Below are 14035 nucleotides of genomic sequence, written 5' to 3'. Positions count from 1 at the left end.
GGCGCTGTGTTTCTTTACGGGGTTTCAGCCCGGCGTCTCCCCGCCGCCAGGGACAGGAGAATGCCGATGGCGGCGCCCAGCACCGCGGGCGCCACCCAGCCCAGCCCCATGGACGCCAGCGGCGCCTTGCTCAGAAGCTCCGCTGCCGCCCCGGGCAGCAGAGACGCCCCCCGCAGGGCGGAGAGCACGCTGGCCACGCCGGTGAAGAGGATGGTTATCGGGTACACATACCGCAGGCCCTCCAGCCACCGCTGGCAGAAGGACAGGAGAATGAGTACAATAGCCACCGGGTAGATGGCGTTGAGTACGGGCACCGACACCTTGAGAATCATGTTCAATCCCGCGTTGGACACCGCCATGCTCACGACGGCGAAAAATACCGCCCACCACCGGTAGGAGATTTTGGGGAACAGCCCGGAGAAATACTCGCTGCAGCAGCTCATCAGGCCCACGCAGGTATTGAAGCAGGCGATGACAAACACCGCCGCCAGGATAGCGCTGCCCCAGGGGCCGAACACGGCGGGTACCATGCTGGTCAGAGTCTCGGCGCCGTTTTCCGCGCCTGGGAAGGCGCCCCCCGCCATGGCCCCGATATGGGCCAGCATGGCGTAAATCGCCAGCAGCATGGCTCCGGCAATCCACCCCGCGCGGATGGTGGCGCGTACCACACCCTTCTCGCTCTCCACCCCCCTGGCCCTGATATTCAGGGCGATGATGATGCCGAAGTTGAGGGCGGCGATGGTGTCCATGGTCTGGTAGCCGTCCAGAAAGCCCTGGACGGCCGCGTTGCCGGCATAGCTGCCGGTGGGGGCTGCGTAGCCCCCCACCGGCCTGACCAGGCAGCCCACAAAGAGCACCACAATCAGGGCGATGAGGATGGGACAGAGGATTTTGCCCAGCCGGTCGGTGAGCCGCTCGGGCTGCAGCGCCAGGGCCAGGGCGGCAGCAAAGAACAGCACGGAGTAAATCAGCTGGAGCAGTCCGGCAGGGGCGCCCTCCCCCAGAAAGGGGGTGACCGCCATCTCAAAGGAGGTACTGGCCGTCCTTGGAATGGCCAGGCAGGGACCAATGGAAAGGTAAATCAGAAAGGTGAACGCCGCGGCAAACCAGGGACTCACCCGGCCCGCCAGCTTGTCCAGCCCGCCGGAGCGGGCCACTGCCACCACGCCCAGGATGGGGAAGCCCACCGCCGACACCGCCAGACCCGCAAAGGCAACCCAGGTGGCTGTGCCCGCCTGCGCGCCTGTAAAGGGCGGGAAAATCAGGTTTCCCGCCCCGAAAAACATGGAAAACAGGGTGAACCCCACAAGCAGCAGTTCCTTCCCCTTCAGCTCCTTCATATACGGCCTCCCACTTCCCGCCGGCAGCGTCTGCGCCGGCCTCCTGTTGCTGTCTTGGGAAAAAAACAGCGGCACCGCCAAGCGGTGCCGCTGTTTTCATCAGAGTACATCAGCCCTGAGCAATGGCGCCCACGGGGCAGGTCTCAGCGCAGGTACCGCAGTCGATGCAGGTATCAGCGTCGATGACATAGTGCTCGTCACCCTGGGAGATAGCGGACACGGGGCAGGCGCCCTCGCAGGAACCGCAGCTCACGCAGTCATTACCGATAACATAGGCCATTGGAAACACCTCCAATTCAAGTGTGATTTCATTGTACCACAAGTTTTTCAAATTGCAATGCTAAATTGTGCGGAAGGCGGGTATATTTCCCTGTGGGCGGAAAAAATATAGAGCGCCGCAGAACGTCAGGTGGTGTATTATTATGGAAAAAAACCCTAATTCTATCTTTCGCATGGAGGCAGCGGGCAGTCTGGCCCCCGACCTGGAGGGCGCGCCCGCCAGCGCCCGGCACCAAAACCGCGCTGCCCCAACCGCAAAGGAGCATACGTACAGTGAAAAAAGACAGGCAGACAAGGCGGTCCAGCCCCACTCCGGCAGCGGAAGGGCGTGAGGCCGTGGACGGAACCAGATTTACACAGCGGGCCCGGACGGCCCTGACCCTGGCCCAGGCCTGCGCCGCCGAGCTGGGCCACAGCTACGTGGGCAGCGAGCACCTGCTGCTGGGCCTGGCCCGGGAGGCGCAGGGCATGGCGGCCCGGGTGCTGCGCACCGCCGGCCTCTCCCCCGAGACCATCCGCGCCGCCATCGCCGGCATGGTGGGCGTGGGCGCGCCGTCCGGCCGGCCCTCCCAGGGGCTCACACCCAGGTGCAAGAAGATCATCGAGCTGGCCCTGGCTCAATCCGCCCGGCTGGGCTGCTCCTATGTGGGCACCGAGCACCTGCTGCTGGGCATCCTCCAGGAGGGAGACGGTGTGGCGGCCCGGATCATCGCCGACAGCGGCGTGGACGCCCGCAGGCTGTACGGCGACGTGATGAGCGCCCTGGGCGGCGACGGCGCCTCCTTCTACCGCAGTCCGGGCCGTCCCCGTCCGGAGCGGGACTTTGCCGAGGGCGGCCGGGACACCAAGCTGGCCGACCAGTTCTCCAGAGACCTGACCCGGCTGGCCGCCGGCCGCCTGCTGGACCCGGTGGTGGGCCGGGACAAGGAGATCCGCCGGGTCATCCAGATCCTCTCCCGGCGCACCAAGAACAATCCCGCCCTCATCGGCGAGCCCGGCGTGGGCAAGACCGCCGTGGCCGAGGGCCTGGCCCTGCGCATCGCCGCCGGCGAGGTGCCCGATGAGCTGCGGAGCAAGCGGCTGCTCTCCCTGGATCTGTCCTCCATGGTGGCGGGCACCAAGTACAGGGGCGAGTTTGAGGAGCGGGTGAAGAACATCCTCGCCGAGGTCCGCCGGGCGGGCAACATCATCCTCTTTATCGACGAACTCCACACCATTGTGGGGGCCGGTTCGGCGGAGGGGGCCATCGACGCGGCCAACATCATCAAGCCCGCTCTGGGCCGGGGGGAGCTTCAGGTCATCGGCGCCACCACCGTGGACGAGTACCGCAGGTATATCGAGAAGGACGCGGCCCTGGAGCGCCGGTTCCAGCCGGTGACCGTGGCCGAGCCCGACCACGACACCGCCGCCGCCATCCTCCGGGGCGTCCGGGACCGGTACGAGGCCCACCACAAGCTGACCATCAGCGACGGGGCCATCGAGGCGGCGGTGGCCCTGTCCGCCCGGTATATCGGCGATCGCCGCCTGCCCGACAAGGCCATTGACCTGATGGACGAGGCCGCCTCCCGGGTGCGGATGGAGCGGCTGGCCACGCCCCCCGCCCTGCGGCAGCTGGAGGAGCGGGCGGAGCGGGCCTGTCGGGAGAAGGAGGAGGCCATCCGGGGCCAGGACTTTGAGAAGGCCGCCATGCTCCGGGACGCGGAGGCCGACTTTCGCCGGGAGCTGGAGCTGAAAAAGGCCGCCCTCCGGGCCGGGCAGCGGGGCGGCGCCGTGTCCGCCGAGGACGTGGCGGCAGTGGTGGCCGAGTGGACGGGGGTGCCCGTCACCACCCTGACCCAGGAGGAGTCCCGGCGGCTCATGGGCCTGGAGGAGGAGCTCCACCGGCAGGTAGTGGGCCAGGAGGACGCGGTAAAAGCGGTTGCCCGGGCGGTGCGCCGGGGCCGGGTGGGTCTGAAGGAGCCGGGCAGGCCCACCGGCGTGTTCCTCTTCCTGGGACCCACCGGCGTGGGCAAGACCGAGCTGTGCAAGGCGCTGGCCTCCGCCCTCTTCGGCAGCGCCGACGCTCTGCTCCGGTTCGACATGTCCGAGTATATGGAGCGGCACACTGTGTCCCGGCTGGTGGGCGCGCCGCCGGGCTACGTGGGCCACGAGGAGGGCGGCCAGCTCACCGAGAAGGTCCGCCGCCGCCCCTATTCCCTGGTGCTCTTCGATGAGATTGAGAAGGCCCACCAGGATATCTGGGGCATTCTGCTCCAGATTATGGAGGACGGCGTGCTCACCGACGCTCAGGGCCGCAGGACCGACTTCCGCAACACGGTGGTGGTCATGACCAGCAACGTGGGCGCGGCCCGGATTGCGGGAAAGGGCGGCCGCCTGGGCTTCCGCCCCGCCGCCGCCGGGGAGACCCGCCCGCCGGACGAGCTGCGCGCCGCCGTGCTGGAGGATCTGAAAAAGGTGTTCCGGCCCGAGTTCCTCAACCGGGTGGACGAGACCATCGTGTTCCGTCAGCTGAACCGGGAGGAAATCCGCGCTATCGCCGGGCGGATGCTCCGGAACGTGGCGGAGCGGATGGAGCGCCTGGGGGTATCCCTCCGCGTCACCGACCAGGCTCTGGACCTGCTCTCCCGGCAGGGCTTTGAGCCCGACTACGGCGCCCGTCCCCTCCGGCGTACCATCCGGGCCCAGGTGGAGGACCCGGTCGCCGAGCTGCTTCTCTCCGGCGCCCTGACCAGAGGCGGCCGGGCGGTAGTGGACGTGGACGGAGACGCCCTCACCGTCACGCCGGAGCAGGCTGTCCCCGCCGTGCCGGACCATCCATTGGAGACGCAGACACAACAAGACAGGAGTTTTTGATATGAAACGGTTTCTTTCTCTGATTCTTCTCCCCATTTTGCTGCTCACCGGCTGTTCCTCCGCCCCGGAGTCCCAGCTCACTGCCCAGGAGCGGACCGAGCTCTACCGCGCCGCCATCCAGGACGCCCGGAGCCAGGAGGACAACGACGCCTTCCCTATCGTCACCTCCGACGCCGACGACATGGCCCCCCTCCTGCTGGAGCTGATGGGCCTGTCCGCCGGGGACATGAGCGCCTTCGCCATCTCCGCCTCGGCCATAAACGTGAAGGCCTACGGCATCGCCGCCGTCTATCCCGCCGAGGGGAAAGATGAGACGGTGAAGGAGGCTCTGCGGGGCTTTGTGGACCGGCAGAAGCAGGATTTTGAGCAGTATCTGGCCGACCAGTACGACATTGCCGCCAACGCCCGGCTGGAGACTCTGGAGGACGGCACCATCCTGCTGGTCATGTGCGACGGCCAGGATGAGGTGTTCACCGCCATCCGCTCCGCCGTCGAGCAGGGCGCAAAGGGCTGAGCACCGCCGGGGCAGGGAATCCGGAAAAAAGGATTGACATTTTTTTCACATCTGTTAAAATTGTATTGCTAACAGTTGGTACAAGAACCATCTGTAAGGCTCCCGCTGCGGAGCCTCTCTTAATTTGCAGAAGGAATGCTGTTTTATGGATGTCCCCTTTAGTATCGCCCTGCTGAAATCCTACCACGCCCAGAATAACGTCTTTCGCCCTATGATTGCCGAACTGGGCCTCTCGGTGGGCCAGCCCAAAATTCTCGGCTTTCTTGCCCGCCATGACGGCTGCATGCAGAAGGACCTGGCCGCCATGTGCGACATCGAGCCCGCCACCATCTCCCGCCTGCTGGACAAAATGGAGGCCGACGGCCTCATCTCCCGCCAGACCGCGGCGGGCAACAAACGGGCCACCGCAATCTCCCTGACCCCCAGCGGCTACGCCCGCCACGAGGCTGCCACCGAGATGCGCGGCAAGATGGAGGCCTTAGAGCTCTCCGGCTTCTCCGAGGAGGAGAAAGCTCTGTTCTACCAGTTTCTGGTCCGCCTCTACAAGAATCTGACCGGCGGCGCCAGCGTGGAGGAGCCCTGATTCCCGCCACTCACAGACAAAATACGGCGCCCTGTGCAGCGCGTGCACAGGGCGCCGTGTTCTGTTTCTCATCCGTTCCCAATCCGATCCATCAGGGCCTCCACCGCCCGGGCCACGCCTCCCTCATCGTTGGCGGCGGTCACCATGTCCGCTGCCTGGCGGGCCAGCGGAGAGCCGTTGGCCATGGCCACGGAGCAGCCCGCCCAGGACAGCAGGTCCAGGTCGTTGTCGCTGTCCCCCAGGGCCAGCACCTCCCGGGCCTCAATGCCCAGATGGGCGCAAAGCGCCTGGATTCCCCAGCTCTTCGTGGCCCCGGCGCGGCTGATCTCCATTTGCAGACGCCGGGGATAGGCCAGCACATTCAGCCCGCCCAGGGCCGCCAGCCCGGCCCGGATGGCCTCCAGCGCCCCCAGATCCGGAATGAAGTCCACGTCCAGCTTTTCCACCGTCCGCTCCCCCAGAGCCGCCTCCAGGGCGTCCACCCGGTCGTCATACCGGAAGCGGAGGAAATCAAAGCCGGACACCGGCGGGCGGCGCTCCAGCTCCCCGCGCTCCACATAAATCCGGCTGCCGCAGTACACCTCAACCAGCGGGCCATAGGGCCGCAGTACCTCCATGGCGGCGCGCCGCTGCTCCGGTGTGAGCTCCCGCTCCGCCAGACGCCGCCCGGTCCGGCGGTCCGTCACCACCGCCCCCAGGGCGGACACCGCGTAGTCCACGCAGCCCAGCTGCTCCGCCGCGTCCTCCATCATCACCAGGGAGCGGCCGCTGGCCAGCACAATCTCCGCCCCCTTCTCCGCCGCCCGCCGGAGGGCCCGGATGTTCTCCTCCGGAACCGTCACGCTGTCCGAGGCGAGCAGCGTGCCGTCCAAATCCACCGCAATCATCCGAATGCTCATATCCGACTCCCCCTTGCGTCCTGTTCCCCCTGATTGTATCCCACTTTCACCGCCGCCGCAAGCCATTTTCCGGCCGAAGCCCTGCATTTTCAAGGGTTGCCAGTTCGCGCTTCGAAGATTATAATAATCGCGTATATGATGATTACCGGGCGGCTGGGCCCTGCCGGTCCCCCCGCCGCCGGAAAGGATGAAACACGAATGGACGGACGCTCCAGCGGAATCCTCCTCCCCGTCTTCTCCCTGCCGGGCCCCTACGGCATCGGCACCATGGGGAAGGAGGCCCGCGGCTTTATCGACTTCCTGGCCTCGGCCAACCAGCATTACTGGCAGATTCTCCCCCTGGTCCCCCCGGGGGGCGGCGACTCCCCCTATATGTCCCCCTCCTCCTTCGCGGGCAATCCCCTCTTCCTGGACCTGGAGGAGCTGGCCGAAGAGGGGCTCCTCACCCGTGAGGAGTTGGACTCTGCCCGCCACGACAGCCCTGACCGGGTGGACTACGACTTCCTCCGCCGCACCCGTCTGCCTCTGCTGCGCAAGGCCTGGGAGCGGGGCAGGGCGCTATGGGCCCCCAGGATGGAGGCCTTCCTCACCTTCGCCCACTGGGCGGAGGACTACGCCCGCTTCGCCGCCCTGCGGGAGGAGCTGGACCTGCCCCCGGCGGAGTGGCCCTCCCCCGCTCCCGAGCCGGAGGAGGACGACGTCAACTTCCATATCTTCCTCCAGACCGTCTTTTTCCGCCAGTGGCACGCCCTCAAGCGGTACGCCAACGAGAAAAACGTGTCCATCATCGGCGACCTGCCCATCTACGTCTCAGAGGACGGCGCCGACTTCTGGGCCAGACCGGAGCTGTTCCAGCTGGACGAGAAGGGGCATCCCGCCGCTGTGGCCGGTGTGCCCCCCGACGCCTTCTCCGAGACCGGCCAGCACTGGGGCAACCCCCTCTACGACTGGGAAGGCCACCGGAAGGAGGTCTTTGACTGGTGGGTGGAGCGGATGGCCTGGGCCGCTGAGCTGTACGACGTGGTGCGCATCGACCACTTCCGGGCCTTCTACAACTACTGGTCCATCCCCGCAGGGGACACGGTGGCCACCTACGGCCACTGGGAGCCCGGTCCCGGCATGGAGCTGCTCCAGCGCTTCCAGGACGAGGTGCCCAGCCTGAACATCATCGCCGAGGACCTGGGCGCCCTGGAAGAAGATGTGCTGGAGTTCATCGCCAACAGCGGTCTGCCCGGCATGAAAGTGCTGGTCTACGCCTTTGACCCCAACGGCGAGAGCGCCTATCTGCCCCACAACTGCCAGCCCGACTCGGTGGTGTACACCGGCACCCACGACACCCCCACCTTTGTCCAGTGGCTCTTCCAGGAGGCCTCCCCCGGTGAGCGGGAGTACGCCATGCGCTATCTCCGTCTCCGGGAGGACGAGGGCTACGGCTGGGGCGCTGTATGCGGTGCGTGGAGCACCATGAGCCGCCTGGCCATTGCCCCCATGCAGGACCTGCTGGGCCTGGGCGCCGACGCCCGCATGAACACCCCCGGCACCGCCGGACCCCACAACTGGACCTGGCGTGTCCGTGACGCCGCCCTCAACCCCGACGTGGCCCGCAGACTGGGCGACATCACCAGGACCTACCGCAGAGGGTAAAATCACTTCTCAAAAATGCAGGCACGAAAAAAGAGGTCTCCGCACGCAGCGGAGACCTCTTCTTTATTATTATGGTTATTCCCAGGGCTGGAACTGGGCGTCCAGCACGTCCTTCCGGTGGAAGGCCACATAGTCCGGGGACGCCTCGGGACAGTGTTCCCGGATGGCAGACACAATCAGCTCCGGATTCAAGCCCGGATTCTGGGCCCGGATGATGAGGTCCAGGGCGATGGTGTCCCGCCGTCCCTCCACGGTGAACTTGGCGATGAGGGGAATCAGGTCCACCTCCACCTGGCCGCTCTTGGCCTTCTTGGACTTCTTAATCACCACCAGGCTCTCCCGGCTCAGCAGCTCCCGGATGGCGGTCTCCGCCCCAAAGGGCGCGCCGTTCTCATACTCCAGGGTGACGATGTAGTTGACGTAGGTCAGAGCCTTCACGGGCTTGGCCGCCTCGTAGCACTTCTGCACCGTGATGCCCTCGGGCAGCACTGCGTTCATCCGCCCGGGCACCTCAGAGAGCTCCGCGCCGCCCCGCAGCTCAAACTCCAGCACCTCGCACTGGCTGGCAAAGCCCACCGACAGCGGCAGTGGAATGGACACAAAGGCATGGGGATTGAAGCCCTCGGTGTGGGTAATCTCAATCCCGGCACGGAGAAATGCCCGCTGGAAGGTGCGCATCAGGTCCAGGTGGGAGATGTACTTGGCCCGCCCGGTCTTGGAAAAACGCAGCCGGTTACTATTCCGCATCGCACACACCTCCCGGATAGAGCTTGTCAGCCCCGCAGCCGGTGCACTGCTTCCGGCAGTCGGGGGTAATCTTGTTCTGGTAGCACTGCTCCCGCTCACGCCACAGGAAGCGCTTGCTCACGCCGCAGGAAATCATGTCCCAGGGCAGAACCTCGTCCTTGTCCCGCTGACGGGCGGCGTAGAAGTCCATGGACAATCCGCAGGCGGCAAAGGCGTCCTGCCAGCGCTGGAAGTCAAAATACTCGCTCCAGGAGTCGAACTTGGCCCCGTTCCGCCAGGCCTCCTCGATGACGTCGGCCACACGGCGGTCGCCGCGGGCAAACACCGCCTCCAGCACGCTGGTGTCCGGGTCGTGCCAGTTGTAGCTGATGGAACGGCCCCGCATGTTGTCCCGCAGCAGCTTCACCCGCCGCTGGTACTCCTCCATGGAGATTTGCGCCTCCCACTGGAAGGCGGTGTGGGGCTTGGGCACAAAGAAGGAGGTGGAGACCGTAATCCGCACGCCACGGCGGGGCTCCGGCGTGGTCTCACGCCAGGCCTGGTACACCTTCTCCGCCAGGTCGGCAATGCCCAGCACGTCCTCGTCGGTCTCGGTGGGCAGGCCCAGCATGAAGTACAGCTTCACCGACGACCAGCCGCCGGAGAAGGCGGTGCGGCAGGACTGGAGAATCTCCTCCTCGGTGACGTTCTTGTTGATTGCGTCCCGCAGGCGCTGAGTGCCCGCCTCGGGCGCGAAGGTCAGGCCCGACTTCTTGCCGTGCTGAAGGCGGCGCATCAGATTCATGGAGAAGTTGTCCGCCCGCAGGGAGGGCAGGGCCAGGCTCACCTTCTCCGGCTCGCACCACTCCAGCAGCCCGTCGCACAGCCTGAGCAGGTGGCGGTAGTCGCTGGTGGACAGGGACGACAATGTCATCTCCTGGTAGCCCGAGTCCTTGCAGGCCTCAATGCCGTACTTCACCAGCAGCTCCGGGTCCCGGGACCGGACCGGCCGGTAGGCGTACCCCGCCTGGCAGAACCGGCAGCCCCGGATGCAGCCCCGGAACACCTCCAGCGTCACCTTGTCCTGGGTGATCTCAGTGGAGGGCACAATGGTCTTGACCGGGAAGTAGGATTTGTTGAAGTCCTGGACAATCCGCTTGCTCACCACCGCCGGCGCGCCCTCCCTGGGCGTGATGGCCGCCACGGTGCCGTCGGCATGGTAGGAGATATCATAGAGGGAGGGCACGTACAACCCGGGAATTTTGGCCGCGGCCAGAAGGAACTCCTCCTTCTCCCAGCTCTCGCTCTTGGCCTTGCGGTACAGCTCCAGCAGCTCCACCGACACGTCCTCTCCCTCGCCCAGAGAGAAAATGTCCACAAAGGGGGCTAGGGGCTCCGGGTTAAAGGCGCAGGTGCCCCCCGCCACAATAATAGGAGAGAGCTCCCGCCGTTCCTCCGCCCGCACGGGCAGGCCGGCCAGGTCCAGCATATTGAGCACGTTGGTGTAGGCCATCTCGTAGCCCAGCGAGAAGCCGATGAGGTCAAAGTCCGCGATGGAGTCGCCGCTCTCCAGGCCATAGAGGGGCAGGCCCTCAGCGCGCATCTCCTCCTCCATGTCCCCCCAGGGGGCGAACACCCGCTCGCACCAGCACCAGGGCAGGTTGTTCATCACGCCGTAGAGAATGCGCACGCCCAGATTGGACATGCCGATTTCATAGGTGTCCGGGAAGCAGAGGGCATACCGCACCTCCACCTTCCGCCGGTCCTTGACCACCGCGTTGTATTCTCCCCCCGTGTATCGGGCGGGCTTCTGCACCCTGGGCAGGATGCGCTCCAGACTACGATTCATGACAAACCCCCGTCAGTCCGTTCCATTTTTCGTTAACCGTTATATTTTACCCTTTACAGGTGCGCTTGGCAAGTCCATTTTCTGCTTTTTCAAACTTATTTCGCGGATCACAGCCTCCGTGAGGCTGTTCCCTCCCCCGCCTCTCAGCCTCCATCCAAATTTTTTCGTAAAATTTGAAAAAGTCAAGGATAAATTACAGAAAATCCAGAAAAATTTTTGACGTGTGATATACTGGGTCCGCTCCACTACGGTGGAGCGGCCTTTTTCGTCCTCTTTCACCGCCTCCAGGGCGTGAAAAACCACCGGAGGCCAAAACCTGGCCCCGGCCGTTCCGCTCCCGCTGTTCAGATTTTCAGGCGGCCACGTACTCCTCGAACACGGCCCCGGCGGATCTCCACCCCAGGATCCGGCGCGGATAGTTGTTCATCCACTCCGCCGCCTGGGCCACCTCCGCCTCCGTCACCTGGTCGAAGTTGGTCCCCTTTGGGAACCACCGCCGCAGGATCCGGTTCATGTTCTCGTTGCTCCCGCGCTCTTGCGGGGAATAGGGGTGGCAGTAATATATTTTCGTCCGTGGGCCTTTCAGCCGGTATGATCGCTGGAGGCCGGCGCAGTCCATGAACTCGCTGCCGTTGTCCACGGTGATGGTGCGGAACACTTCCCGGAACCGCTTTCCCATCCTCCGCTCCACCCGGTTCAGCGCCTGGACCACGCTTTCCGCTGTATGGTCCGGGACCCGGATCACAAGCCCCCACCGCGTCAGCCGCTCGGTCAGCACCAGCAGGGCCGCCTTTGACCCCACTGGCCCCATAATGCTGTCCATTTCCCAGTGTCCAAACGTATTCCGCGCCCGGACCTCTGGCGGCCTGTCCTCGATGGTGTCCCCGGGGGCCTCTTTGGCCCGCTCCCGCTGCTCGTAGTCCCGCCGCCGCTCCCCTTTATACAGCAGGTGTTCCTCTGTTAGTTCCAGGAACACGTCCCCCCGGTAGATGTAGGAATAAAGGGTGGTTTCGCAGATGTGGGTTTCAAACTCCAGGCCGGCCTCCTCGATGTAGGCCAGCACCGCGCCGGGGGAGTAGTGGTCCTCTATGATCTTCCGCTCCACGAAGTTGGCAAAAGCATGATCCCGGCCCAGTTTTATTTCCGGCCCCTTGGCCCTCAAATGCTCCTGGTACTTCCGTTCCGCCACCTCCGCGCAGTATTCCTCCTGGAATATGTATCCCTCTTTCTGCTGGAGGCACAGGCCCCGCTTGATCTCGTTGTATATGGTCTTAACACACACGCCCAGCATTTTGGCGATCTCCGCCGGTTTCCCGCCGGTTTTCAGCGCCCCCTCGATTTTTAGGCGGTCCTCCCATTTCAAGTGATGATAGCCCTTGTAATTCATGGTATCCCCCTTTGAATGAAAAAGACCGGCGTGGTATTCTCCACGCCGGTCTTTACCTCTCTTTACCTAAAAGCCACAACACTGGAACGTCCAGGACCTCGGCTATTGTCACCACCTCATAATCCGTGACCAGCCGATCCCCCATTTCCATTCTGCTGATTATATCCCGCTCGGCCGGGACGCCCTGCAGTTGGAGGAGGCGGGCCAGGTCCGTTTGTGATAGCCGTTTCTCCAGGCGGGCCATGCGTATGCGGTCCCCGCAGATATTCTTTTTCCCGTGAAATAGAAATTTCTTCACCGCCACGCCTCCCGGTGTTGGAATAATCTGATTTTTTCTTAACTTTAACACGGTTCCCATCGAAAACCCGCGCTAATAGTCTGAAAACGGAAAAAATGATTATTCCGGCGGGGCGGTTCGGCCCCTACACCGGCGCGTGTGGTGCCCTTATTCTTTCCCCAGGATTTCGTCCGCCAGGCGGTCCATGGCCAATTCCATGAACTCGTTTAGGCTATACCCAGCGGCGGCGGCGGCCGCTTTGTACCGACCTTTTTTCCCGCGCTTAACATACGGAGAAAGGCGATCATAGTTTTTTTCGTTGAAAGCCCGCTTGTAGTCCGTGGCGCTCATTCCGCCCTCTTTTTTAGGTCTGCCCATTCTTATCACCTCACCCTCATAATACCACGGTTTTTCATTATTATCTACTGTTAGATTTATATAAATATCTCACGTTAGATTTGTTTATTCTGCCGCTTGTTTTTATCTCCTGTTAGATGTATAATCTAATCAGTTCAAGAGGAAAGGGGGTGGTTCAAATGGGCAAGAAAAAACGCCGCAGGCGAAAGCCTACGGCGCAGCCCTCCAGAAAGGTTGACTTCCTGGCCGACATTCTGGCGGGCACGATCTCCGGCCTGATAACAGCGGCAATCCTAAAATTGCTGGACTGGTAAAGGCCAGGGGTGCGGAGGCCCGAACCTCCGCACCCCAAATATAAACGAAACGCAGTTCTTTGTCAATAGGAGGGCAAGCGATGAAATTTCTAATTTCTCTTGTGATATTTGTGGCGGTGTTCGTTCCGCTCCGGCGGTTGTTCCGCAGAATTTTGAAGGGTGGTAAAGATCATGTTGATTAAGCAAAACGGGAAGTACGGGGCCATGGTTGGCAATATCCGGGTTTTCACCATGGAGCGGGCCGTGGAAGTCTATAAGATGTTCGCCGCCCTCTGTTACGCGGATCTCACCATGGAGGCCAGCGTGGTCCTCTCCGATGTGGGGGATGATATGCACCGCCTGGGTTTCACCTGGGCCGAAATTGAAGATATGGAACTGGAGGCAATCGCCTGATCTTCGGATCAGGCGTCCCCGGTAGAAAGGCAGGATATTATGAGATACAACGCACAGCAGCGGGCCTATTCCCAGGCCCTGCGTTCCAGCGAAATGGCGGAGGCAAGTGCCGCCGCCCACGAAAGGGCTTTTCTGGAGGCCCGGGGCGCCACGGACCGGCGCGGCCTCCCCGCCCGCCGGCTCTGGCAGGTGGAGGACGACGCCACCTTTGACGCCCTGGAGGCCGAATACCAGGCAGACTCGGAGGCCGTCGAACTGCAGGGCGCGGAAATGGCCGCCAGGGCGGCGCTGATAAAGGCAGAAAAGGCTCTGGTGGCCTGGGCGCTCTCCATCGTCCCCGCCGGCGTCCGGGCCACCCTGGCCCCCGCCGCAGAAACGAACCGCGCTACCAGGAAAAAGATCATTGACCTGGCCATGCGTCTGGACGCCTCCACCGTGTCCCGCCGCGTCGTATAAAATGCCCCCGGCACCGTGTAGGCGCCGGGGGTTCTCTTTACTCTGTATCGGTCTTTCCCCAGTTTGTGATCTGCTCCAGGGCCTCCCGGAGTTTGTCAAAGCCGAACATGGCCGCATAACTCACGAACAGGCCCAGGGCCACCGCGCCGGCCACCATGTACCAG

Annotated in this window: 15 protein-coding genes; 7 read left to right on the top strand and 8 right to left on the bottom strand. The window is 63.7% G+C overall.

Annotated elements, in window-relative coordinates; all coding sequences use genetic code 11:
* Positions 1-14 precede the first annotated feature (14 nt).
* Together brnQ and QZY67_RS05825 are read right to left on the bottom strand one after the other, a co-directional pair.
* A complete protein-coding gene (brnQ, locus tag QZY67_RS05830; protein WP_295369023.1) occupies positions 15-1340 on the bottom strand; it encodes a branched-chain amino acid transport system II carrier protein in 1326 nt (441 codons plus the stop codon).
* A 109-nt stretch (positions 1341-1449) separates the two neighbouring features.
* The gene (locus QZY67_RS05825) at positions 1450-1620 is read right to left on the bottom strand and encodes a 4Fe-4S binding protein (RefSeq protein ID WP_040647034.1); all 171 of its coding nucleotides are present in this window, start codon (positions 1618-1620) and stop codon (positions 1450-1452) included.
* A 335-nt stretch (positions 1621-1955) separates the two neighbouring features.
* Here QZY67_RS05825 and QZY67_RS05820 point away from each other — a divergent pair, with 335 nt between their 5' ends.
* From QZY67_RS05820 to QZY67_RS05810, 3 genes are all read left to right on the top strand, one after another.
* Positions 1956-4472, top strand: coding sequence for an ATP-dependent Clp protease ATP-binding subunit (locus QZY67_RS05820; protein ID WP_295369021.1), 2517 nt, complete (start codon positions 1956-1958; stop codon positions 4470-4472).
* A gap of 1 nt (position 4473) precedes the next feature.
* Positions 4474-4986 carry a DUF4358 domain-containing protein gene (locus QZY67_RS05815; protein ID WP_295369019.1) on the top strand — a complete coding sequence of 171 codons (513 nt, stop codon included), beginning with the start codon at positions 4474-4476 and terminating at the stop codon, positions 4984-4986.
* Between the two features lie 145 nt (positions 4987-5131).
* The gene (locus tag QZY67_RS05810) at positions 5132-5569 is read left to right on the top strand and encodes a MarR family transcriptional regulator (RefSeq protein WP_295369017.1); all 438 of its coding nucleotides are present in this window, start codon (positions 5132-5134) and stop codon (positions 5567-5569) included.
* Positions 5570-5637: 68 nt separating this feature from the next.
* Here QZY67_RS05810 and QZY67_RS05805 read toward each other — a convergent pair whose 3' ends face one another.
* Positions 5638-6468, bottom strand: coding sequence for an HAD family hydrolase (locus QZY67_RS05805; RefSeq protein WP_295369016.1), 831 nt, complete (start codon positions 6466-6468; stop codon positions 5638-5640).
* Between the two features lie 198 nt (positions 6469-6666).
* Here QZY67_RS05805 and malQ point away from each other — a divergent pair, with 198 nt between their 5' ends.
* Positions 6667-8112 carry a 4-alpha-glucanotransferase gene (malQ, locus tag QZY67_RS05800; protein ID WP_295369015.1) on the top strand — a complete coding sequence of 482 codons (1446 nt, stop codon included), beginning with the start codon at positions 6667-6669 and terminating at the stop codon, positions 8110-8112.
* Positions 8113-8187: 75 nt separating this feature from the next.
* On the opposite strand, the gene QZY67_RS05795 is transcribed toward malQ, so the two are convergent.
* From QZY67_RS05795 to QZY67_RS05775, 5 genes are all read right to left on the bottom strand, one after another.
* A complete protein-coding gene (locus tag QZY67_RS05795) occupies positions 8188-8859 on the bottom strand; it encodes a TIGR03936 family radical SAM-associated protein (protein ID WP_295369013.1) in 672 nt (223 codons plus the stop codon).
* Positions 8849-10687, bottom strand: a complete 1839-nt coding sequence (locus QZY67_RS05790; RefSeq protein ID WP_295369011.1) for a TIGR03960 family B12-binding radical SAM protein — start codon at positions 10685-10687, stop codon at positions 8849-8851. The genes QZY67_RS05795 and QZY67_RS05790 overlap by 11 nt, the downstream gene beginning before the upstream one ends.
* Before the next feature lie 352 nt (positions 10688-11039).
* Positions 11040-12074, bottom strand: coding sequence for an IS30 family transposase (locus tag QZY67_RS05785; RefSeq protein WP_295369009.1), 1035 nt, complete (start codon positions 12072-12074; stop codon positions 11040-11042).
* A gap of 52 nt (positions 12075-12126) precedes the next feature.
* Positions 12127-12372, bottom strand: a complete 246-nt coding sequence (locus QZY67_RS05780; RefSeq protein ID WP_117507578.1) for a helix-turn-helix transcriptional regulator — start codon at positions 12370-12372, stop codon at positions 12127-12129.
* Positions 12373-12519: 147 nt separating this feature from the next.
* The gene (locus QZY67_RS05775; protein ID WP_117507576.1) at positions 12520-12702 is read right to left on the bottom strand and encodes a hypothetical protein; all 183 of its coding nucleotides are present in this window, start codon (positions 12700-12702) and stop codon (positions 12520-12522) included.
* A 185-nt stretch (positions 12703-12887) separates the two neighbouring features.
* Between QZY67_RS05775 and QZY67_RS05770 the strand changes: the two genes are divergently transcribed.
* From QZY67_RS05770 to QZY67_RS05760, 3 genes are all read left to right on the top strand, one after another.
* A complete protein-coding gene (locus tag QZY67_RS05770; protein ID WP_295369006.1) occupies positions 12888-13022 on the top strand; it encodes a hypothetical protein in 135 nt (44 codons plus the stop codon).
* 171 nt (positions 13023-13193) lie between these two features.
* Entirely contained in the window at positions 13194-13415 is a 222-nt protein-coding gene (locus QZY67_RS05765; protein WP_117507574.1) for a hypothetical protein, read from the top strand.
* A gap of 39 nt (positions 13416-13454) precedes the next feature.
* Positions 13455-13871, top strand: coding sequence for a hypothetical protein (locus tag QZY67_RS05760; protein WP_295369002.1), 417 nt, complete (start codon positions 13455-13457; stop codon positions 13869-13871).
* Positions 13872-14035: the final 164 nt, after the last annotated feature.

The sequence above is a fragment of the uncultured Pseudoflavonifractor sp. genome, assembly GCA_904419835.1.
GTDB lineage: Bacteria > Bacillota > Clostridia > Oscillospirales > Oscillospiraceae > Pseudoflavonifractor.
This window is presented reverse-complemented; position numbering and strand designations above follow the sequence as displayed.